Origin of the sequence: Sphingomonas trueperi, from assembly GCF_040545665.1 — a bacterium.
Classification (GTDB): Bacteria; Pseudomonadota; Alphaproteobacteria; order Sphingomonadales; family Sphingomonadaceae; genus Sphingomonas; species Sphingomonas trueperi_B.
The window spans coordinates 252,469-273,879 of record NZ_JBEPMH010000001.1; the positions used below are offsets into that span (position 1 = coordinate 252,469).

A 21,411-nucleotide genomic window follows, 5' to 3' on the forward strand; every position below is an offset into this window, starting at 1 on the left:
ATCCCCGCGACGCGCGGTCACCGCAGCTCGAACCGGACCCCGACCCGGAATGCCCGGCCCAGCAGGTCGGAATAGGTGCTGTTTGCCGCCAGTCCGGTTTCGGGAAGCAGGATCGGATCGCGATCGAGGAGGTTCGTGACGTTCAGGAACACTTCCCCGCGGGTCCGCTCGCCCTGCGAGATCTTGGCGGTGAGGTTCAGATCGACATAGGCCGCACCCGAGATGTGGTTGTTGTTGATCGTCGGGAATTGCGACACCACGGCCGACGCGCGCCCGACCGGGCAGTCGCCGTTGCACACGATGTAATTGTTGCCATAGGTGCCGCTGCTCACGCCCCGAACGGTGCCGGTGACCGAGAAGCGCTCGGTTTCATAGCTGGCATTGAAGCGATAGATCCATTCGGGCGGGCTGGTGCCGCTCAGCTGCCCGACCGCGTCGATCGGCACGACGTTGGGCACGCCGCTGTCGGTGATGTTGTGGATGTAGCGGGTCGCCAACCCGTGCAGGGTGATCGCGCCGGGCGCCCCGCCGAAGATCCGGTCGAGTTCCACGCGGTAGCTCGCGTCGACGTCGATCCCGCGGACCCATTGCCGGGCGAAGTTGAACGGGCTCGCCCTGAAGAACAATTCGCGGTCGCCGGTCGGGTCCGGCCCATAGGCGGCGCAGAACTCGGTACGGCCCTCGTAGCAGCGATTGATGATGTCCTGCGCGAAGAACTGGCCGATGGCGTCCTTCAGCTTGATGTCGAAGCCGTCCACCGATGCCGAGAAACCGCGGAGGAAGCGGGGCTGGAGCACCACGCCGATATTGACCGAGTCCGCCTTTTCCGGGCGCAGATTGGGGTTGCCCGTGGTGATCTCGCGGAAGGTGACGGTGGTACGGCCGGTCGCCGGGTCGGTCAGCGTGTTGGTACGCGACGTGCCCGATTGGAAAAGCTCGCTCAGATTGGGTGCGCGGATGTCGCGCGAACGGGTCGCGCGGAAGCGGATGTCCGGGATCGGCTGCCAGCTGGCACCGACCTTCCACGTCGTGACATAGCCCGAGGTCGAATAGTCGGTGGCGCGCACCGCGCCGTTGAACTCGATTCCCAGGCCGAGCGGGACGACGGTCTCGAGATAGGCTTCCTTGACGTTGTAGCTGCCGAAGGTCGGCAGGAAATTGCCGACGGACCAGCCGGTCTGATAGTCGGTCGGCACATAGCCGGAGACCGACTCCCGGCGATACTCACCGCCCACCGCGATGCTGACGTCGCCTGCCCAGGTAGCGAACGGCGTCAGCGAGAGGTTGGCGCCGGCCACGGTCTGCTTCAGCGTCTGGTCGCGATAGGGGTCGCCCAGCACATAATCGATCGCCGCCTGGCTCGTGACGCCGATGCCCAGCCGATTGAGCGGGACGCAGCCATTGGTCGGCGCGGTGAGCGATGACCGGCACACCACCGTTCCCGCCGCAACGCCGAGGGCATTGCCCGCCGGCGCGGACACGGCATCGGTCGCATTGGCCATGCGCGTGGTGTTCATGATGTCGCGCAGCTGCTCGTGCGCGTTGGTCTCGCCATATTGGCCGTAGACGTTCCAGATCGCCTTCTTGCCGAACGCCTGGAACTCCCCCTCCGCGCCGATCGCGTACCGCTGCACGTCTCGGGTGCTGTTGTTCTTGCGATAGGGCAGGTCGACGGCGGTGGTGCCGATCGTCACCGAGGTGACGGCAGCCCGCTGCCCCGGGGTGATGAGCCCGGCCGAAACGGCGTTGGCCAGCGCGGTCTGCAGATAGGGATTGGCGGCGCTGAGCGTGGTGCTGGTGGTCAATTGCGGACCGGCGTTGAACAGCGTCTTCTGCCAGTTGTACGATGCTTCCGCGAACAGCGAGATGCCGCTGCCGACGTCGTAGCTCACGCGACCGAACACGCCTCGCCGATCGTCATCCGCATCGAGACCGATGTTGCGACCCTGGTCGTTGAGCTGCCAGTCGCCGCCCTGGGTGAGCGAGGGGGCAGTGGCGCCGCCGACTGCGGGGAAGGTGAGCGCGCCGTACTGAAACTGGCTGGCCGCGCCGCCATTGCCGAAATAGATGCCGCGCAACCTGTTCGCGACACCGCCGCTCGAGTTGAGGATGATGCCACCCGGGGTCGCGTTGGCGACGCCGACCGGCTGGCGGATGAGATATTGCGGCTGGCCGTTGGTGTTGGTGTAGTTGGGATTGGTTATCCGAACGACGCCGCGCGCATTCCAGTCGCGGTCGACTTGGAAGATGCCGTCGCGATGCGCCCATTCGCCGCTGAGCAGGACATGGCCGCGTCCATCGCTGCCAAATGCGGTGCCGCCCGCGAGGCTGAACGAATAGTTGGCGCCGTCGCCATGGCCGGTGATGCCGCTGTCCGCCGACGCCTTGATTCCCTGAAACTTCTTGTCGAGGACGAAGTTGACGACGCCCGCCACGGCATCCGAGCCATAGGCGGCGGAAGCGCCCCCGGTCACGATCTCGACGCTCTTCACCAGTGCCTGGGGGAAAGTGTTGACGTCGACCAGCCCGGTGACACTCGATGCTACGGTCCGGCGCCCGTCGAGCAGCACCAGCGTCCGGATCTCGCCCAGGCCGCGCAGGTTGAGCGCATTGATGCCGGCAAGGCCGGAACTGATCGCCAGTCGCGAGTTGGAGGGCCGCGTGGAACCGGCCAGCGCCGGCAGCTGGTTGACGAAGTCCGCGATGTTGTTGGTCGGCGAGGTATTGCGGATATCTTCCTGGGTCGCGACCGTCAGCGGCGTTGGCGATTGGAAGCCGTTGCGCAGGATGCGCGAACCGGTCACGATCAGTTCGTCGGACGAGATATTCTGCGCCTCGCCCTGCGTCTGGGGGGTGCCACTACCGCTCGGGCCATCGGTTTGCGCGAATGCGGGATTTGCCAACGTGATCGACAATGCGGTCAACCCCGTTCCGGTCGAAAATAGCCGGCGCCATGATCCGTCGGTCATATGCAATCCCCCTGTATCTGATGTTTCTGGAGCGTGCTTTCCTGCGGACGGTCATGTTCTTGTCGCTGATCCGTGCTCTAGGCGATGGTGCAGGGCGAAGGCGAAGCAGGTCAAGGCTCCCGCGACAATCGTTCGTTGGGTGTGCCATAGCCTTGGATTATGGTGCGATTGCACCCGCGCCCGGTCGCCTTATGCTCCCTGAACGCGCCACGCCTGCCCATTCGAGGAGCGTGTCGCCGCGTGGCTTGCTCGAGGGGACATCATGGTCGATCGCCGCAGCTTCCTGTTCGGCGCCACCGCTTTCGGTGCAACGCTGCCGGTGCGTGCGATCGCGTGGCCGGGCGATACCTCCTCCTCGACGGTTGCCGGGCTATCGCGAGCGATTGAGATTGTCGACGATCGCTGGGGGGTGCCGCACATCCGCGCAGCGACCAAGGTGGATGCGTTTTTCGGTCAGGGCTATGTCGTCGCGCGCGATCGGCTGTTTCAGATCGATTTCGGGCATCGCCGCGCCATGGGGCGGATGGCGGAAGTGTTCGGTGCCGATTTCGCCGAACATGATGCGGCCGCGCGCCTCTTCCATTATCGCGGTGATCTCGATGCGGAGCTGGCGCATGTCCCCCCATCGGTACTGGCGTGCGTGCGGGGCTATGTCGCCGGGATCAACGCGCGCATCGCGGAGGTGGAGCGGGATCCGACATTGTTGCCGCTGGAATATCGCATCCTGGGCGTGATGCCGCTGCGCTGGGACCTGCGCGACCTGGTGCTGGCAAGGGGCGGTTCGGTCGGCAATGTCGACGACGAGATCCGCCGTGCGCGGCTCGCGGCGTTGGGGTTGCTCGACCTTGACCGTCTGGTCGCACCGCTGCGCCCCGAAATCCCGATGACGGTGCCCGAGGGGCTGGACAGCTCCCAGGTGAGCGAGGCCGACATGGGCGTGCTTCGGCTGGGGGCGTTGCCGTTCGGGCGGGAGACCCCGACCCAGGACCCGGACGAGCTGCTGAGCGCCGCCAATGCCGGATCGAATGCCTGGACGGTGGCGGGCAGCCGCACCGCCACTGGCCGTCCGATCCTGGCCAATGACCCGCATCTCGGCATCGGTGGGTTCGGGCCACGTCATGTCGCGCACCTCAGCGCCCCAGGCCTCGACGTGATCGGCGGCGGCGCGCCGGGGCTGGCGGGGATCATGCAGGGGCATACCGATCGCTTCGCCTTCGGCCGCACCAATTTCCACATCGACCAGGAAGACCTGTTCGTGCTGGAGCTCCACCCGGAGGACCCCGAGCGCTACCGCCATGACGGCGGCTGGAAACGCTTCACGCGCGTGGAGGTCGATATCGAGGTGAAGGGCGCCGCCCCGCACCGGGCGATATTGCGCTACGCTGCGCAGGGTCCTGTGATCGCGCATGATTTCGGTCGAAGGCGCGCCACGTCGCTGGCGTCGGTGGGGATGCAGCCGGGCGGGTCGGGCGCCTTCTCCATGGTTGCGATCAACCTCGCGCGCGATTGGGCCGGGCTGCGCGAGGCGTTCAAGCTGCACCCGTCGCCGACCAACTTCCATTATGCCGATGTTCGCGGCCATCACGGCCGGCAGGTGATCGGCTTCTGGCCGCAGCGCAATCGCGGCAACGGGCTGCTGCCGGTGCCGGGCGACGGCCGCTACGACTGGACAGGGATGCGCGACTTCCGCGCCCTGCCAAGCGATTATGACCCTCCCGCAGGCTGGTTCGCCTCCGCCAATCAGAACAACCTGCCACGCAGCTGGCCGGTCGAGCGGAGCCCGGCCTTCTCGTTCCGCGACCCTGCGCGCTACGATCGCATCGCGCAGGTGCTGTCGACGCAGACGCGGCACAGCATCGCCGACAGCGTGGCGCTGCAGCACGACACGCTGTCGCTGCTCGCCCGGCGCTTCCAGGCGATGCTGCCCGTCCGGCCCTCGGCCGAGGCCGCTGCCGCCACCGCGATGCTGGCGCGCTGGGACGCGAGGATCGAAGGCGCGAGCAGCGCCGCGGCGTTGTACGAAATCGTGCTCCGCGCGCTGAACGCGCGGATGCTTGCCGCGCTGGTACCGGAGCGCGCCCGCGACCTGATCCCGGCGATAGAGCCGCCCGAATTGCTGCGTGTCGCGGCGAGCCGCCCGGACCTGGTCGACGCCGCACTCGCCGCTGGCTGGGCAGACGCCGTGAAGTTGCTCGGCAGCGACCCAGCGACGTGGCGGTGGGACGCGCTGCACCGCGTGCGCATCACCCATCCGCTGGCGCGCATACCGGCGGTCGCGGCGGCCTTCCCGCCGATCGAGGCCGGCGGATCGGGCGGGGACAGCTTCACGGTGATGGCGCGTTGGCTGGGAAACGGACCGGACTGGCGGGTCGGCGGTGGGGCCAGTTATCTGGAAGTCATCGACGTCGGCGACTGGGACCGTTCGGTCCTGCTCAACCTGCCGGGCCAGTCGAACGATCCGCACTCACCCCATCGGCAGGACCAGGTTGCCCCCTGGGCCACCGGCACGATGCAGCCCATGCCGTTCAGCCGTGCCGCGGTCGACGCGGTGGCGGTAACTGTTACCCGTCTCCAACCCGATAGGAGCCCGCGATGAAGCGTCTTGTCCTGACCGCCCTTGTCTGGTGCGTCGCCACCGCGTCGAGCGTACCGCGCGTCGATGTCGTGATCCGGGGCGGCACCATCTATACGGGCGCGGAGGCGCCGCCCTTCGTCGGCGATGTCGAGCTCGAAGGCGATCGGATCGTCTATGTCGGACGCGCGCGCGGCACGGCCGCGGCCAAGGTAATCGATGCGCGCGGGATGATCGTCGCACCCGGCCTGATCGACGCCCATACCCATCCGGATAGCTATATCCGCTCATCGGATCCGAAGGCCCGGCTCAATCTGCCGTGGCTGGCACAAGGCGTTTCGACGGTGGTCATCGGCGTCGACGGCTACGGGACGTTCGAGGTGTCCAAGGATTCACACGCGCTGGAGGCGAGCGGCATCGGCACCAACATCGTGCCGTTCGTCGGCTTCGGGTCGATCCGTCAACACGTGCTCGGCCAGGATGCCCGCGCGCCGACATCGGCGGAGCTGTCAGAGGAGAAGCGCCTTGCGGCAGGCGCGATGTGCGAAGGGGCCTATGGCCTTTCGACCGGATTGTTCTACCCGCCGCAGAGCTTCGCCAAGACCGAGGAAGTGGCCGCGGTCGCCAGCGAGGCGGGCAAGCGCGGTGGCATGTACGACACCCACCAGCGCGACGAATCCAACTATGCCATCGGGCTGCTCGCCTCGACCCGCGAAGCGATCGAGATCGGCCGCATTGCCGGCACCCCAGTCCATTTCGCGCATCTGAAGGCGTTGGGGGTTCCCGTGCAGGGGCAGGCGCCGGCGCTGATCGCCACGATCGAGGCGGCGCGCCGCGCCGGCCAGATCGTGACTGCCGACCAATATCCCTGGCTCGCCTCGGGCTCGAGCGTCGATGCCGCGCTGGTGCCGAGCTGGGCGATGGACGGCGGGTACGCCAAGCTGCTCGCGCGGTTCGACGATCCGCCAACGCTGGTGCGGCTGAAGACCGAGATGGCCGAAAATCTGCGTCGCCGCGGCGGCGCGGAGTCGCTGCTGCTGACCGCGCAGGGGCAGCCCTGGAGCGGCAAGACGCTGGCGCAGATCGCCACCCAGTGGCAGCTTTCGCCGATCGATGCGGCGATCCGGATCCTGCGCACGTCCGATGCGGCGGGCACCGGCCCGGCGGGCACCGACGTCGCCAGCTTCAACATGATCGACCGCGATGTCGACCTGATCATGCAGCAGCCCTGGGTGGTGACCTCGTCGGACGGATCGAACGGCCATCCGCGCCAATATGCGACCTTCCCGCGGCTCTATCGCACCTATGTCCGCGAGCGGAAGGTGATCGGCCTCGGTCAGTTCATCCGCCGCTCGACGGGCGCGACGGCCGACATGTACCAGATCCCGCGACGCGGCTATCTGCGGCGGGGCTATTATGCCGATGTCGTGGTGCTGGATCCCAAACGCTACGCACCGCGTGCCGATTACCTGCATCCGCGCGTCACCAGCGTGGGCGTGGCGGCGCTCTTCGTCAACGGGCGGCTGGCGCTGTCTGACGGCGCGGCGACCGGGATCGCCGCAGGGCGGGCGCTGCTGCGGCCCCGTCCCGCGGGCTGCGGCCAATAGCCGCGCGTTATAGGCGGTGGTGCGAGCGCGATTGGCGGCGTGCGCACCGCCGCTCCATCATGTCCGCATCATGACCATTCCCGCTCCCTACCTGCTCTATCTCGGCCATTCCGATGACGAGATCGGCCTCAAGACCTCACGCGGCCTGGCCGCTTTCCGCCGGCACGACTGCGTGGGCGAGTGGCGGCATGACGATTGCCCCTTCACCCTCGGTCTGCCGCGGATGGACGCTGCGGCCGGTTATGCCGCCGGTGCACGGACGCTGGTGCTGGGCATCGCCAACCCCGGGGGACGCTTCCCCGACTGGCTGATCGGCGATGCGCTGACCGCCATCCGTGCCGGCCTGAACCTCGCCTGCGGCCTGCACCAGCGGCTGCGCGACGTGCCCGAACTGGTCGCGGCGGCAGCGGCGGCGGGCGTTTCCCTGTTCGACGTGCGCGACGCGCCCGAGACCCTGCCGGTCGGGAATGGACGCCGGCGTCCCGGCAACCGCCTGCTGACCGTCGGCACCGATTGCTCGGTCGGCAAGATGTACGCGACCTTGTGCCTGCGAGACGCGCTGCGCGCGCGGGGCATCGCCGCGGATTTCCGGGCAACCGGCCAGACCGGCATCCTGATCGCCGGCGACGGCGTGCCGCTCGACGCGGTGATCGCGGACTTCATCGCCGGCGCGATCGAGACGCTGGCGCCGGCGCGCGACGATGATGGCTGGGACCTCATCGAAGGCCAGGGTTCGTTGTTCCATCCGGCATTTGCGGGGGTCTCGACGGGACTGCTCCACGGGGCGCAGCCAACCGCGCTCGTGCTCTGCCACGATCCGCTGCGGCCGCACATGCGGGGCTTGCCGCATTATCCGATGCCGGGTCTGGCCGAGTGCCTGGAGGCCAATCTCCGTGTTGCCAGGCTGACCAGCCCGGACGTGCGCGCCGTGGGCATCGCGCTCAACACCGCCAAGCTGGACGAGGCGTCCGCGCGACGTCTCTGCGCCGAGACCGCGGACGCGCTGGGCTTGCCCTGCACCGACCCCTATCGCTTCGGCGCCGAGCCGATCATCGACCTGTTGCTGGAGCCTGCATGCGCCGCATCCTCGCCGTTCGCCACGACCGCTTCCCGCTGAGGACCCCGTTTCGCATCGCGCGGGGGGTGAAGACCGCCGCCGATGTGGTGACGGTGACAATCGAGGAAAGTGGCGTGCAAGGCTGGGGCGAGGGCGTGCCCTATCCGCGCTATGGCGAGACGATCGAGGGCGCGATCGCCGAGATCGAAGGGGTGCGAGGGCTCATCGAGGGCGGCGGGACGCGCGCGGACCTCGCTGCGGCGATGCGGGCGGGCGCCGCGCGCAACGCGGTCGATTGCGCGCTCTGGGACCTGGAGGCCAGGCTGGCGAAGACAAGCGTTGCCGCGCTTGCCGGTGTCGCGCCGGTCGGGGCGCTTGCATCGGCGATCACCATCGGCATCGACACGCCTGCGGCGATGGTCGCCGCTGCGCGCGCCGCCGCGACGGTGCCACTGCTCAAGATCAAGGTGGATCGCGCCGGGGCGGCTGAGCAGATCGCCGCCGTCCGCGCCGTCGCGCCCGCGCCGCGGCTGATCGTCGATCCCAATGAAAGCTGGCGGGTGGAGGATCTTGCCGATCGCCTGGCGATGCTGCGCGCGCACCGCGTCGACCTGCTCGAACAGCCGGTGCCGGCAGGCGAAGACCCCGGGCTGGGTGCCCTGGCCGGTGCGATCCCGATCTGCGCAGACGAGGCGCTGCATACCCGCGCCGATCTGGACCGGCTTGCCGGGCGGTACAGCCATGTCAACGTCAAGCTCGACAAGACCGGCGGCTTGACCGAAGCTCTCGCACTGGCGGCAGAGGCGAAGGCACGAGGGTTCGGCGTGATGGTGGGGTGCATGGTGTGTTCGTCGCTGGGAATTGCGCCGGCGATGTTGGTGGCGGGAGACGCGGCGTTCGTTGACCTCGATGGTCCGCTCTGGCTCGCGCAGGACCGGCCCCGCGGCGCGCGCGACGACGGCGGCATCCTGAAAGCGCCCGAGCCCGGCTTCTGGGGAACGCCCGCTTGCGCCTGATCCGTCGATGGTTCGCGATACCCTTGTGGCAGCGGGTGGTCGGCGGGTTGCTGCTGGGCCTGGCGCTGGGACTGTTGTGGCCCGAGGCCGCCGGCGCGATCCGGCTGGTCGGCGAACTGTTCGTCCGGCTGATCAAGATGCTGGTGGTCCCCGTGGTGCTGATCACCATCGCGGCAGGGATCGCCACGCTGGGCGATCCACGCCGTCTGGGGTCGATCGGCTTGCGGACGGTAGGCCTGTTCGCGGCCACCACCCTCGTCGCCGTCTCGATCGGCATGGCCATCGGGTTGGCGCTGCGACCTGGCGCAGGCATGTCGCTGGGCGGGGTGGTGCCGCATCCGTTGGGGCCGCCGGTCACGCCGGCGGACCAGCTGCTGTCGATCGTGCCGCTCAACATCGTCGAGGCACTGGCGAAGGGCGACATGCTCGCGATCATCTTCGTGGCGGTGCTGCTCGGCACCGGCAGCGTGATGGCCGGCGAGGCCGGGAAACCGGTCGTCGCGCTGCTGCAGGGCCTGTCGACGGTATTGCTGCATATCGTTCGCGCGGTGATGGAACTGACGCCCTTCGGCGTGCTGGCGCTGATCGCCCAGGCGGTGGCGATGAACGGAGCGGCGGTCTTCGTCCATGTCGGCTGGCTGGCGCTGGCGGTGGTGCTCGCCTCGCTGGTCCAGATGCTGGTCGTTCATGCCGCGTTGATCGGGCTGGTCGCGCGGCTGCCGGTGATCCGATTCTTCCGTGGCATCGCAGACGCGCTGATCGTCGCCTTCTCCACCGCCTCCTCCTCGGCGACGCTGCCGGTCGCGCTGCGGGTTGCGCAGGATAATCTGGGGATATCGCGCGGTGTCGCCTCCACGGTGCTGCCGCTCGGCGCGTCGATCGGCAAGGACGGCACGGCGATGTATGTCGGGCTGCTCGGCCAGTTCGCGTTGCAGGCACTGGGCATCGTGTCGGACACGACGATGCTGGTGACCATGCTGCTGACCGGCGCGCTGGCGGCGTTCGGCACCGCACCGGTGCCTTCCGCTTCGCTGTTCATGCTGGCGGCGATGCTCTCGGCCATCGGCGTGGGGGCGGAGCAGACCGCGCTGGTGGTGGGGCTGGTATTGCCGTTCGATCGTCTGCTCGACATGACCCGGACCGTGCCGTCCGCCTCCGCCAACCTGGCAGTGGCGACGCTGGTCGCCCGGGGTGAAGGAGAACTGGACGCCGCGCGCTTTCGCGGGCCGGTGGTCGAATAGAGGCGGGGGCGCTAGGCTGCATCCATGAACCTGCGCCACATCGAGATTTTCCACGCCGTTTATGTGAACGGGTCGGTTTCCGCGGCCGCCCGCGCGCTCAACGTCTCGCAGCCTTCGGTGTCCAAGACGCTCCGCCATGCCGAGAGCCTGCTCGGCTTCGAATTGTTCCAGCGCTCCAACGGCCGGTTGCTGCCGACCGAGGACGCGCATGCGCTATTCGCCGATGTGGCCGATATTCAGGACCGGGTCCGTGCGCTGCGCGAGGCGGGGCGGAACCTGCGGATCGGGGCGGGGACGACGCTGCGCATCTCGGCGCTGCCCAGCCTCGGCCTCGGCGTGCTGCCGGACGCGGTATCGCGCTTCCTGGCGCGACGGCCCAATGTCCGCTTCGATCTCCAGACGGTGCATCACGACGATCTGCTCCGCAAACTCTATGAGCGGGAAAGCGATATCGCCATCGCCAGCGAGCCGCCGCGCGGGGTGGCGCTCACCCATAGCTGGCTGGGCGAGGGCGAGTTGGTGGTGCTGTACCGCGAGCGCGACATGCCGGGCGCACCGCCACGACTGGAATTGTCGCAGCTCGTCGGGCGGCCGCTGATCTCGCTCAAAGGCAGCGGGCCGATCGGCAAGCTGCTGTCCGAGGAGATCGACCGCCTCGGGCTTGTGCTCGACGAAGTGGTGGTGGCGCGAACCTTCTACATCGCGGCGGCACTGGTGCGCGCGGGGGTGGGGCTGGCGATCGTCGACAATTTCACGGCGGCGGCGTCGATGGCGCCGGGCCTGGCCATGCGACCGCTGCGCCCGTCCGTCACGTTCGACGTCCATGCCATCCATCTGCTCGATCGGCCGCCCTCGGTGCTCGCCGCCGAGTTCCTGACCCTGCTGAGCGAGGAGATCGAGCGGCGATGATGTGGAGCCTGATGCTGCCCCTGTTGCTGGCCGGTGCTCCGGCCGATGCGCCGCTGCCGCCGGCCGTCGCGGAAGCGCTGGCAAAGGCGCCGTCGGGCACGCGGATCGGGCTCGTCGTGGTGGATGCCGCCGGCCGCGAGATCGTCGCGCTGCGGCCGGACGAGCGCTTCGTTCCCGCCTCGAACACCAAGCTGTTCACCACCGCCGCCGCCTTCGCGACGCTGGACGTGGCGGCGCCGGACGGTGCGGGGGGCGCGACGGTACGTCTAGAGGGACGCGGTACGCCGACCGTCGTCCTGGCGGGTCACGGCGATGCCCGCCTCTCTTCGGCGCCCGATTGTCGCGTCGACTGCCTGGCCGATCTGGCTGCGGCGGTCGCCCGGCGGACGCGGGCGGTGCGCGACGTGGTCGGCGACGACAGCGCCTTTCCGGACGAGCGCTGGCCGCTGGGGATGAGCTGGAACAACATGGAAGGCGTCTATGGCGCCGGCATTTCGGCGCTGACGCTGGACGACAATGTCGTGACGCTGACGGTCCGCCCGGCCGCGGAGGGAACGGCGCCGGGGATAATCAGCGACGGCTATTACCGGATCGAGAATGTCGCGACGACCGGTGCGGGCGGCAGCCCGAAAACGCTTACGGTGGAGCGCATGCCCGGCAGCGACCTGCTGCGGCTGACCGGCAGCATCGCAGCCGGAACTTCGCCGGTGGTGCTGGCCATGGGCGTGGAAGATCCGGCACGCCGCGCGGCGTGGCGCTTCGCGCAGCTGTTGCGGGCAGCGGGCGTACGGGTGACGGGGCACGTCACCGTGCGTCACCGACCCTTGGCGCCCGCGGACGATGCTGCACTAAGCGGAACGATGCCCGCCGCAGCGGTGTCCGCGCCCGCGCTGGAACGCCTGACGCCGCCGCCGCTCGCCGAAGATCTGCGGCAGACCAACAAGACGAGCCAGAACCTGCATGCCGAGCTGCTGCTGCGCCGGCTCGGGTCGAGCGGCTCGGTTGCGGATGGCCGTGCCGTGGTGGATGCGCTGCTGGCGCGTGCCGGCATCGCCCGTACCAGCTATGATTTCGCCGATGGCGCCGGCATGTCGAGCTACAACCGAGTGACCCCGCGCGCGACGGTGACGTTGCTGCGCTGGGCGGAGACGCAGCCCTGGGGGGCGGCGTGGCGCGCCACCTTTCCCGTAGCTGCGACCGACGGGACGCTTGCCCGGCGCTTCGTCGGTACGCCGCTGGCCGGACGCCTCTGGGCGAAGACCGGCACGCTCAACGCCGCCAACGCGCTGGCAGGACAGATGACGACGGCAAGCGGGCGGACGCTGACCTTTGCGGCCTATGCCAACGACATGCCCGGCGGAGCGAGCGCGACGGCGGTGATCGACGCGGCGCTTGTCGCGATCGCGGCGGCCTATTGAGCGGTGCCCGCATAACCCGGCGGTAGGCGAGCCATAGCCTCCAGGCATCTGGCCGCTGCGGCATCCTCCGCGCATAGTTCGGGCATGTCGAGATGCCATGGTCCCGTTCGCCGCTTCCTCCGATCCGCGCTGCTGATCGGGCCAGCGCTGCTCGCCATGGGGGCGGCGGCCCCGTCGCGGCCCGATCATCGCCTGGCGATCGCGCGATTGCTGGCGCTGCCGATGGCGGTGGGACTGACCGGGGCACGCGATCGGCCGGTGTTCGCCTGGGTCGAGCTCCGCGCCGGTGTCCGCAACATCTGGCTTTTGCCTGCCCCTGGACAGTCGCCGCGTCGCCTGACCGACCGCACCGTCGATGACGGCGTGGATCTGCACAGCCTGGCGCTCGACCGTGACGGCACGCGGATCGCCTGGACCCAGGGGGGCGATGCCGAGTTCCCCGATCTGCCGCCGCCGAACAGCGGCCATGCAGCGAGGGGCGGCAGCCAGAGCGTCTGGGTGCGCGCCATCGCCACCGGCGGGGCAGCGCGCTCGCTGGGGGAGGGCCATGCGCCGGTGTTTTCGCCCGATGGCGAGCGCGTGGCCTTTGTTGCAGGCGGCACGCTGCTGCTGGCATCGGCGGCGGACGGGCCCGCGGCGAAGCTCGCGCAATTGCCCGGCACGATCGAGGATCTGTCCTGGTCGCCGGACGGCAAGCGCCTGCTCTTCGTCAGCCGACGCGGCGATCACGGATTGATCGCCCTGTTCGACCTCGCCGACGGCACGCTCAGCTATCCCGATCCGGGGATGACACAGGATGTCTCGCCGATCTTCTCGCCGGACGGCGCTTCGATCGCCTTCATCCGCACCGTCACGCCGCCCTTCGGCGCCACCGGCACCGAAGCATCCTATTGGAGCATACGGACTGTCGATCTCGCGACGGGCCTGGCGCGGACCGCCTGGCGCGCGCGGGCAGGGGCAGGTGGCGACTATTACGGCACCCGTACCGCCAATCTGTTCTGGAGCGCGGACGATCGGCTTCTCTTCCCCTCCGAAGCGAGCGGCTGGGTGCATGTGCTGGCGGTCCCGGCGCGGGGCGGCACGGCCATCGACCTTACGCCGGGCGAGGCCGAGGTCGAGAATTTCACGCTGTCCGTCGACCGCCGCACGCTGATCTATGCCGGCAACCAGGGCGATCTGGAACGACGGCATGTCTGGCAGCAGCCGCTCGCCGGGGGACGCGCGCGGCAATGGACGCCAGGCGACGGGATCGAGGGGTTCCCGACCGTTGCCGGCAACGCCCTGGCGGTGGTGGCGAGCGACGTGCGCCGCCCGCCGCATGTCGCGCTGGTGGCGGGGGCGGGCGTGCTGACGCCGTTGGGAGCGTACAGCGATCCCGCCGAGACCCGCGATTTCGTCGTGCCCCAGCCGGTGCGTTTCACGGCCGAGGACGGCGTGACCGTCCACGCCACCCTGTTCCGCGCGCGGCGTGGCGGCAATGGGCCGCATCCGGCGCTGATCTTCCTCCACGGCGGCCCGCGGCGCCAGATGCTGCCGGCATTCCACCTCATGCCCTATTACGCCAGTGCCTATCTGCTCAACCAGCACCTCGCCATGGATGGCTTCGACGTGCTGGCGATCAACTATCGCAGCGGCACGGGCTATGGCTGCGCCTTCCGCGAGGCTGCGGAAACCGGGCGGGAAGGCGCCAGCGAGTATCGCGACGTGCTGGCTGCCGCGCGCTGGCTGGCCGCGCGGAAGGATATCGACCCGCATCGGATCGGGCTGTGGGGCGGCAGCTGGGGCGGGTATCTGACCGCGCTGGGGCTGGCGCGTGACAGCGCGATGTTTGCCGCCGGAGTCGATCTGCACGGCGTCCACGATCTGGTCCGCGCGCCGCCGCCGATGCTGCCGCCCGCCGAGCAGGACCGCTGGCGCGCGATGGCCTGGCAATCCTCGCCGGCAGCAGCGATCGATCGCTGGCGATCGCCGGTGCTGCTCGTCCATGGCGATGATGATCGCAACGTCGATTTCGCCCAATCGGTGCGGCTGGCGGCGGCGCTGACTGCCCGGGGCGTGCCGCTGGAGACGCTGATGCTGCCCGACGAGCGGCACGAATTCTTCCGCTATCAAAGCTGGGTGCAGGCCTATGCCGCGACCGACGGCTTCCTCGACCGCACGCTTGGCGGCTCAGCCCCGTAACAGCGCAAGGGCGTTGGAGGCGAGCAGGGGCGGCGAAGGCGGCGACGGCTGCAGCGCTTTCGCGCCGGCCTTGGCTTGGGGGGACAAGGCGGCGATGCCGGCGCCGACCAGGAACTGGCGACGTTCGATCATGGCTGGTTCTCCGCTGGCCGGGCGGGCAGGCCCGCGAGATAGAGTGCGCCGCTCAGCGCGTCGCCCAGGGGTTCGCTGAGCCGCGCCACGGTGCGGGCACGCAGCCATGGCCGCATCTTGGCCGAGAGGCCGCCGAGCAGCGCGCAGCGTGCGGCGCCGCGTTCGAAGATCGTCTCGATGAAGCGCTCGATATGGCCGACTGCGTCCTCGACGATCGATCGGGCGATGGCGTCGTCGGCTTCGGCATGGTCCATCACCAGCGGCGCGAAGCTGCCATAGTCGCGCGGGGTGGCCTGATCCATCCACGCGACGGCGCGCGCGGTATCGTGGCCGAAGCGCTCGGTAACGGCGGTGCTGAGCGGCGTCGCGCGGCTCCGGCCGTCAAGGGCACGCAGCGCGTGGCGCATCGCGCTCAGCCCCAGTGCGGCACCGCTGCCTTCGTCCGAAATCGGGAAGCCATAGCCGCCGATCCGGAAATTCTGCCCGCGCACCCGCACCTGCGCAACGCTGCCGGTGCCGATGATCAGGACCGCGCCGTCCCCGCCGCCATGCGCGCCCAGATTGGCAATGGCGGCATCGGTATCGAACACCGTCGACGCGAAGGGGAAGGCGAGGTCGTCCAGCGCGGCGCGGACACCCGGCCGCGAGATGCCGGCGATGCCCATCGCGGCGCGGATGCCGGCGACCTGCGCCGCATCGAGCCCCGCCGTGCCGATTGCCCGCTCGGTCACCTCCCGCAGCGTGGCATAGAGTGCGGCCAGTCCCAGCCCGGCATTGGCGGGACCGGCCTGGGCGGTAGCAAGCACCCGGCCGGTGGCATCTACCAGGCGGCAGCGGCAGTTGCTGCCGCCCGCGTCCACGCCGAGGAAGAATTGCGTCATCCCGATCCTCCGCTACTGCGTCTGCACTTCTTCCAGCGTCGTCCGGAAGCGGCCGTCCAGCCAGGCAGTGATCTCGCGTGCCGCCGGATGGTCGATCGCCCCGTAGCGCTCGCGCAACTCGGCGAAGCGCGGGCCGAGACTGTCGAGGCCGGTGTCCTGCAGGGGCAGGATGTCGCGCCGGAGCACCGTCGCCAATTCGCTGCCGAGCACGGTGGTGGCAGCTTCGAGGAACGCCGCGCCATAGGCATAGCGGCTGCCCTCGCGGTAGCTGGCTGCGAGCGTCAGCGCCGGAATACAGGACAGGATCGGCTGCGAGGCGGGGTTGATCGCGTGACCGCTGAGGTGACGGCGGATCGCGGCGGGCCGGCCGGTAAAGGCGCGAAGGTGCAGGAATTGCGACATGCGCACGCCGTCATTGACCGGATAATTGTCCCACAGGCACACCTTGCGGCCGAGTTCCTCCTGCACGCGCCTGAGGTGGGCGACGCCGATTTCGCGCGACACGACTTCCTCGCCCGTCCAGTAGACGCGCACCTGGCGATCCAGATAGCGCCCAAGGTCCGGCAGATATGCCGGTGGCCGCTTGCCCCAGGCGCGCTCGAGAATGGGGTCGTCCGAATAGAAGCTGGGACAGAAGAACACCTGGCCGGCGCGGCTGTTATTCGCGCAGAAATCGACCAGTTCGGCCTGCCCGCGGGCCAGATCGGGCAACTCGGCGGGGAGGTCGTCGAACAGGATGGCGAGGTCGTCGATCCCCAGCGCATCGAGCTGCCGGAGCTTCTGCTTCAGCGCGGCACGCGATTCGTCGCCGAACGGGTGGGTGCTTCCCACCGGGGTGAGCGCCACGCCGAAGCGGACGTTGCGCGCCCTGCATTCGGCGGCGAAGGCAGCCAGTGCGGCGAAGTGCTCGGGCGGGTGCGGCTCGCGCCAGCGGCGGCGCAGGAACGGGTCCGCCTTGGGGCCATAATGGTAGAAGCGATAGCCGGCGCCCGCCAAGGTGCGCAGGACGGTGGTACGGTCCGGCCAGCTCCAGGGCTTGCCGAAAAAGCCCTCGATAACGCCCAGATTTACCGCCATGCCTGCCCCTTCCCGTGCTCGACGCCTTCCCGCGTCACCGCCTCCACGGCCCCCCGCAACACTACCTCCCGCAGCGCATCCAGCGCGGGATAGGCTTCGCGGTCCGGCCGGTGCAGCCGATTGGTGAGCAAGACCACCGTCAGGCCCAGGTCCGGGGAGAAGGCGAACCAGGTGCCGGTGAAGCCCGAATGGCCGTAAAAGGGCGCGGCGATCCCGCTGAGCCGCGTCTTGTGGAAGCCCAGGGCCTGGTCGGGATCAAAGGGGGCCTGCTCGAAGGCGGCGATCGTCTCGGCAGGCGCGAGCCGCCAGCGCCCGTAGCAGCCACCGTTCAGCAAGGCCTGCGCATAGCGGGCGAGGTCGGTCGCGGTCGAGAACAGCCCGGCATGGCCCGCTACGCCGCCCCAGCCAAGCCAGGCGTTCGCGTCGTTCGCCTCGCCGACCAGCATGGTGCTGCGATATTCGGAAAAGGGCTGGGCGGCGGGGAAGGGCGCGGCCGGGTAGGGCTTGCCGGTCTCCGCCATGCGCCGCTGATACCCATCCCCCTGCGACGTCGCCGCGGCGCGCCGACGCAGCGCCGGTGCGGGCAGGAAGCCGGTGTCGACCATGCCGAGCGGGCGGAAGATCTGCTCGCGGACATAGCGGTCCAAGGGCATCCCGGCGACCTTGCCGACGATCGCGCCGAGCAGCATGAAGCCGAGATCGGAATAGGCAAAGCGCGCTTCCACCGGATAGCGCCGCGGCAGCGCCGCCAGATAGGGCAGCACCCGGCCCGATGCGTCGCGGTGCAGCCAGGTCGGCTGCCATTCCCAGAGGCCGGCCCGGTGCGTGAGCAACTGGCGCACCGTGACGTCTGCTTTGTCGGTGGTCCGGAACTCTGGCAACAGCGCGCCGAGGCGATCGTCGAGCGACAGCCTGCCGATGCCGACGAGGTGCAGGACCGCGGCCGTGGTCGCCTCGATCTTGGTGATCGACGCCATGTCGAAGAGCGTGTCGACGGTCATCGCCCGCGGCGCCGCCAGCGTCCGCAACCCGCCGTCGGGCGTCGATGCCAGCGTCTGGGCGGCGCCGAATGCCGCGCGATGCAAGATCCGCCCCCGGGCCGCGACCAGGAGCACGGCGCCAGGATAGAGCGCGCTGACGCCGTTCTGCACCGCCTTGTCCAGATGCACGAAGCGGATGTCTTGAGGCCCGGAGGAGGGCTCTTGCAGCGTGGGGCAGGCGGGCGCCGCGCGTGCCGGTGCCGGGATCGGCGCAAGCGTGGCCGCGCATGCGACCAGCCACGCCGTCGCGAGACGCGCGGGGAAATGGTCCTTGCACCGCCTGCGGATCTTCAAGCCCTCCATCTTCCCAGCCATAGCATGGAGCCGGGTGGCTACCCATTCCACCATGGCGGGCTGCCATAACGGTCGGCCATGGGCCACGCTTTACAGGGCTCGGATGGATGTGCGACCCGTCGTGGCATGCGGAGGCCGCTGGGCCGGCGGATACACCCTTCAGCATGGGTTGCGACGACGATGGCTCTCTCCTTCACTCTGGCGGACTGGATCGTGATCGCGGCCTATTTCGCGGTGCTGCTGATCGGCGGCTGGGTGTTCATGCCGCGCCGGACCGAAAATGCGCGCGAGTATTTCCTCGCCGGCGGCACCGTTCCCGCCTGGCTTGCCGCGGTGTCGGTCCTGTCCGCGACCCAGTCCGCGGCGACCTTTCTCGGTGCGCCCGATTACGGCTACAGGGGGGATTACAGCTATCTCGGCTCCAATCTGGGCGTGTTGCTCGGGGCGACCTTCGTCGCGCACGTGCTGATCCCGCGCTTCTATGCCGCGCGGGTGACGACCGCCTATGAACTGCTCACCCGGCGCTTCAGCATGCGTGCGACCCGCTGGGCCGGCGGCATGTTCCTGGTCGGGCGCATCTTCGCGGGTGGCGCGCGCATCTATCTCGCCGCGATCGCCATCGCGATGGTCGCGACGATGACGGTGAGCGCGACGAGCATCCTGTGCGCGGCCGCCGCACTGGTCGCCGCCAGCTTCCTGTTCACCTTCGTCGGAGGGCTCCGCTCGGTCCTGTGGAACGACCTCGTGCAGTTCGTCATCTATCTGGGGTCGGCGATCGCCGTGCTGGTGTTCCTGCGGCTGTCCATCCCGGCCTCCAATGCCGAGATCCTGCAGGGGCTGGCGCATACGCCGGAGGGGATCAACAAGCTGCGGCTGTTCGACCTCTCGACAAGCCTGGACAGGCCCTTCTCGCTGCTCGCCATCGTCACCGGGGTGACGCTGCTGCACACCGCCTCGGCGGGGATGGACCAGGACATGACGCAGCGGCTGCTCGCCTGCCGCGATGCCCGCACCGGCGCGCGCGGCCTGTATTTGTCCGTGCTGGCGACCGTCCCGGTGGTGGCGCTGTTCGTCACCATCGGCCTGCTGCTCTATGTGTTCTATGATCGGCCCGATCTGATGCGCGGCGCTACGGCGCAGGCCGGCCAGCAGTTCGGCGGCGAAAAGATCAGCATCTTCATGCACTACATCCTCACCGAAGTACCGCCCGGGCTGCGCGGGCTGGTCACGGTGGGCATCACTGCGGCAGCGGTGGCGACGACCAATTCGGCGCTGAACGCCATGTCCTCGGTGCTGATCCAGGACTTTTATCGCCCCTGGCGCGAGGCGCGCAGCGGCGCCCAGGATCGGCATTACGTCCTGGCGGGAAGGGTGGGCATGGGGCTGATCGGACTGGCGATGCTCGCGATGGCCGTGGCATCCTATTTCTGGCAGCACCGTTCGAACATGGGGCTGCTGGAATTTGCGCTGCAGGTGATGGTGTTCGCCTATGCCGGGCTGCTCGGGGTCTATTTCGCCGCCGTGTTCACCGCGCGCGGCACGACGGGCTCGGTGATTGCCGCATTGCTTGCCGGCTTCGTCGTGGTCTCGCTGCTCCAGCCGGCGATCGCCCACGCGGCCGGGCTCCCGGCGGCGCTGACGGGGCTCGCGTTCCCCTTCCAGCTCTGCATCGGCACGCTTGTCGCGTTCCTGGTGTGCATCGCACCCCCTTCTCCCACCGCCGTCGCCCCCTGAAGGACGCAGCGCCATGGCAACCGAAGCGATCGATCCCCGCTATCAAGACCTCGATCAATGGCCGACCGCGATCGCGGTGGAGGCGATGGTCGAAGGCCAACTGGCGGCAATTGCCAGCCTGCGGAGCCTGGCCACCCCCATCGCCGAGGCGGCGGAGGCGGCGGCACGGCGGCTCGGGGAGACGGGGCGTCTGGTCTATGTCGGCGCCGGCACCTCCGGGCGGATCGCGGTGCAGGACGGCGTCGAGCTGTATCCGACCTTCAACTGGCCGCGGGCGCGGGTGGCATTCCTCATGGCCGGGGGCATGCGCGCGCTCACCGAAGCGGCCGAGGGTGCCGAGGACGATGCCGAGGCCGGCGCACGGGCGATCGACGATACCCGGCTGCAGGCAGCGGACGTGGTGTTCGGCCTGGCGGCGAGCGGCCGCACGCCCTTCACCGTCGCGGCCATGCGCGCGGCGCGGGCCGCGGGCGCGCTGACCATCGGCATCACCAACAATCCGGCGACGCCCCTGCTGGAGGCGGCAGAGCATCCTATCGCCGCGGATACGGGATCGGAGATCGTCGCGGGTTCCACTAGGATGAAGGCGGGCACCGCGCAAAAGGCCATACTGAACCTTTTGTCGACCGCGATCATGCTGCGGAAGGGGTTGGTCTATCGCGGGCGGATGGTGAACATGCGTGTCTCGAATGCCAAGTTGCTGGTGCGCGGTCAGCGCATGGTAGCGGACTTAGCCGAGACCGACATGGATACTGCTGACGCGGCGCTTGCCCGCGCCGACAGCGATATCAAACTCGGTGTTCTCGTTGCCTTGGGCTTGAGTCTGGCCCAGGCGAGAGCGCTCTTGACGGCAAATGACATGAGCCTTCGCGCGGCACTCCAAGCAGTTCATAAATAAAGACGACAGGATGGTCGTTCAAGACGAAGTCAAAATTCCTCGCGTTGAATATTGCCACTCTCGAAGCGTTGATCGCGCAACGCAGAACGCGAGCTCGACGGTTCAGCCGGAGCGGTAAGATGCGCAAGGATCCGAAGGCGACTTCATTCGCGCTCGTGCGCACCGAGCGCAACCCACCAAAACGTCGATCTGGTTCCGATGGATGGTGTTATACGCCGCAGGGGCGTCGGAACGGTCGATGATGGCGGGTTCCTGCAAGCCCATGCGGCGGTGCCGACCCGCGTCTTAGAGGAAAGGTGCCGGCTTTCCCGCCTAATAGGTAATGCAGTAAGATGATGGCGTTTAGGTCGGCCCGAAAATGCCGCGCGCTGCAGTTTGGCGATGT

15 protein-coding genes are annotated in these 21,411 nt (G+C 68.8%); 10 read left to right on the forward strand and 5 right to left on the reverse strand.

The features are described from left to right. Nucleotides 1–17 precede the first annotated feature (17 nt). Nucleotides 18–2,969: a TonB-dependent receptor plug domain-containing protein gene (locus ABIC65_RS01085; RefSeq protein WP_354306362.1), complete on the reverse strand. Its 2,952-nt coding sequence runs from the start codon at nt 2,967–2,969 to the stop codon at nt 18–20. A gap of 262 nt (nt 2,970–3,231) precedes the next feature. Between ABIC65_RS01085 and ABIC65_RS01090 the strand changes: the two genes are divergently transcribed. The 8 genes from ABIC65_RS01090 to ABIC65_RS01125 all read left to right on the forward strand — a co-directional run bounded on the left by ABIC65_RS01090 (nt 3,232) and on the right by ABIC65_RS01125 (nt 14,970). Further along, nucleotides 3,232–5,565, forward strand: coding sequence for a penicillin acylase family protein (locus ABIC65_RS01090; RefSeq protein ID WP_354306363.1), 2,334 nt, complete (start codon nt 3,232–3,234; stop codon nt 5,563–5,565). Next, the gene (locus tag ABIC65_RS01095; protein WP_354306364.1) at nt 5,562–7,148 is read left to right on the forward strand and encodes an N-acyl-D-amino-acid deacylase family protein; all 1,587 of its coding nucleotides are present in this window, start codon (nt 5,562–5,564) and stop codon (nt 7,146–7,148) included. The genes ABIC65_RS01090 and ABIC65_RS01095 overlap by 4 nt, the downstream gene beginning before the upstream one ends. 70 nt (nt 7,149–7,218) lie before the next feature. Further along, nucleotides 7,219–8,265, forward strand: a complete 1,047-nt coding sequence (gene dgcN, locus ABIC65_RS01100) for an N-acetyltransferase DgcN (RefSeq protein ID WP_354306365.1) — start codon at nt 7,219–7,221, stop codon at nt 8,263–8,265. Next, nucleotides 8,223–9,221, forward strand: a complete 999-nt coding sequence (gene dgcA, locus ABIC65_RS01105) for an N-acetyl-D-Glu racemase DgcA (protein ID WP_125977878.1) — start codon at nt 8,223–8,225, stop codon at nt 9,219–9,221. The genes dgcN and dgcA overlap by 43 nt, the downstream gene beginning before the upstream one ends. Beyond that, complete coding sequence (locus ABIC65_RS01110) at nt 9,212–10,462, forward strand: dicarboxylate/amino acid:cation symporter (RefSeq protein ID WP_354306366.1); 1,251 nt, start codon at nt 9,212–9,214, stop codon at nt 10,460–10,462. Before dgcA ends, ABIC65_RS01110 begins: the two co-directional genes overlap by 10 nt. A gap of 24 nt (nt 10,463–10,486) precedes the next feature. Beyond that, nucleotides 10,487–11,371 carry a LysR family transcriptional regulator gene (locus ABIC65_RS01115; RefSeq protein ID WP_354306367.1) on the forward strand — a complete coding sequence of 295 codons (885 nt, stop codon included), beginning with the start codon at nt 10,487–10,489 and terminating at the stop codon, nt 11,369–11,371. Then, nucleotides 11,368–12,789: a D-alanyl-D-alanine carboxypeptidase/D-alanyl-D-alanine endopeptidase gene (dacB, locus tag ABIC65_RS01120; RefSeq protein WP_354306368.1), complete on the forward strand. Its 1,422-nt coding sequence runs from the start codon at nt 11,368–11,370 to the stop codon at nt 12,787–12,789. The genes ABIC65_RS01115 and dacB overlap by 4 nt, the downstream gene beginning before the upstream one ends. A gap of 84 nt (nt 12,790–12,873) precedes the next feature. Continuing rightward, a complete protein-coding gene (locus ABIC65_RS01125) occupies nt 12,874–14,970 on the forward strand; it encodes an alpha/beta fold hydrolase (RefSeq protein WP_354306369.1) in 2,097 nt (698 codons plus the stop codon). On the opposite strand, the gene ABIC65_RS01130 is transcribed toward ABIC65_RS01125, so the two are convergent. Genes ABIC65_RS01130 through ABIC65_RS01145 form a run of 4 tightly spaced genes read right to left on the reverse strand, consistent with a single transcriptional unit; the run spans nt 14,959 to nt 18,403 of the window. Continuing rightward, nucleotides 14,959–15,102 carry a hypothetical protein gene (locus ABIC65_RS01130; protein ID WP_354306370.1) on the reverse strand — a complete coding sequence of 48 codons (144 nt, stop codon included), beginning with the start codon at nt 15,100–15,102 and terminating at the stop codon, nt 14,959–14,961. The genes ABIC65_RS01125 and ABIC65_RS01130 overlap by 12 nt on opposite strands. Beyond that, nucleotides 15,099–15,983: a BadF/BadG/BcrA/BcrD ATPase family protein gene (locus ABIC65_RS01135; RefSeq protein WP_125977888.1), complete on the reverse strand. Its 885-nt coding sequence runs from the start codon at nt 15,981–15,983 to the stop codon at nt 15,099–15,101. Before ABIC65_RS01135 ends, ABIC65_RS01130 begins: the two co-directional genes overlap by 4 nt. A 12-nt stretch (nt 15,984–15,995) precedes the next feature. Then, on the reverse strand, nt 15,996–17,060 hold the full coding sequence (locus ABIC65_RS01140; protein WP_354306371.1) for a beta-N-acetylglucosaminidase domain-containing protein: 1,065 nt from the start codon (nt 17,058–17,060) through the stop codon (nt 15,996–15,998). Beyond that, the gene (locus ABIC65_RS01145; RefSeq protein WP_354306372.1) at nt 17,051–18,403 is read right to left on the reverse strand and encodes a serine hydrolase domain-containing protein; all 1,353 of its coding nucleotides are present in this window, start codon (nt 18,401–18,403) and stop codon (nt 17,051–17,053) included. The genes ABIC65_RS01140 and ABIC65_RS01145 overlap by 10 nt, the downstream gene beginning before the upstream one ends. A gap of 171 nt (nt 18,404–18,574) precedes the next feature. Between ABIC65_RS01145 and ABIC65_RS01150 the strand changes: the two genes are divergently transcribed. Together ABIC65_RS01150 and ABIC65_RS01155 are read left to right on the forward strand one after the other, a co-directional pair. Continuing rightward, nucleotides 18,575–20,128, forward strand: coding sequence for a sodium:solute symporter (locus tag ABIC65_RS01150; RefSeq protein WP_354306373.1), 1,554 nt, complete (start codon nt 18,575–18,577; stop codon nt 20,126–20,128). 13 nt (nt 20,129–20,141) lie between these two features. After that, a complete protein-coding gene (locus tag ABIC65_RS01155) occupies nt 20,142–21,026 on the forward strand; it encodes an N-acetylmuramic acid 6-phosphate etherase (RefSeq protein WP_354306374.1) in 885 nt (294 codons plus the stop codon). Nucleotides 21,027–21,411 lie beyond the last annotated feature (385 nt).

Excerpts from the sequence above, each read along its gene's own strand:
- ABIC65_RS01130 (WP_354306370.1), bottom strand. The coding sequence starts at position 15,102 with ATGATCGAACGTCGCCAGTTCCTGGTCGGCGCCGGCATCGCCGCCTTG.
- ABIC65_RS01115 (WP_354306367.1), top strand. The coding sequence starts at position 10,487 with ATGAACCTGCGCCACATCGAGATTTTCCACGCCGTTTATGTGAACGGG.
- ABIC65_RS01155 (WP_354306374.1), top strand. The coding sequence starts at position 20,142 with ATGGCAACCGAAGCGATCGATCCCCGCTATCAAGACCTCGATCAATGG.
- ABIC65_RS01095 (WP_354306364.1), top strand. The coding sequence starts at position 5,562 with ATGAAGCGTCTTGTCCTGACCGCCCTTGTCTGGTGCGTCGCCACCGCG.
- ABIC65_RS01135 (WP_125977888.1), bottom strand. The coding sequence starts at position 15,983 with ATGACGCAATTCTTCCTCGGCGTGGACGCGGGCGGCAGCAACTGCCGC.
- ABIC65_RS01145 (WP_354306372.1), bottom strand. The coding sequence starts at position 18,403 with ATGGAGGGCTTGAAGATCCGCAGGCGGTGCAAGGACCATTTCCCCGCG.
- ABIC65_RS01090 (WP_354306363.1), top strand. The coding sequence starts at position 3,232 with ATGGTCGATCGCCGCAGCTTCCTGTTCGGCGCCACCGCTTTCGGTGCA.
- dacB (WP_354306368.1), top strand. The coding sequence starts at position 11,368 with ATGATGTGGAGCCTGATGCTGCCCCTGTTGCTGGCCGGTGCTCCGGCC.
- dgcN (WP_354306365.1), top strand. The coding sequence starts at position 7,219 with ATGACCATTCCCGCTCCCTACCTGCTCTATCTCGGCCATTCCGATGAC.
- dgcA (WP_125977878.1), top strand. The coding sequence starts at position 8,223 with ATGCGCCGCATCCTCGCCGTTCGCCACGACCGCTTCCCGCTGAGGACC.
- ABIC65_RS01140 (WP_354306371.1), bottom strand. The coding sequence starts at position 17,060 with ATGGCGGTAAATCTGGGCGTTATCGAGGGCTTTTTCGGCAAGCCCTGG.
- ABIC65_RS01085 (WP_354306362.1), bottom strand. The coding sequence starts at position 2,969 with ATGACCGACGGATCATGGCGCCGGCTATTTTCGACCGGAACGGGGTTG.
- ABIC65_RS01125 (WP_354306369.1), top strand. The coding sequence starts at position 12,874 with ATGTCGAGATGCCATGGTCCCGTTCGCCGCTTCCTCCGATCCGCGCTG.
- ABIC65_RS01150 (WP_354306373.1), top strand. The coding sequence starts at position 18,575 with ATGGCTCTCTCCTTCACTCTGGCGGACTGGATCGTGATCGCGGCCTAT.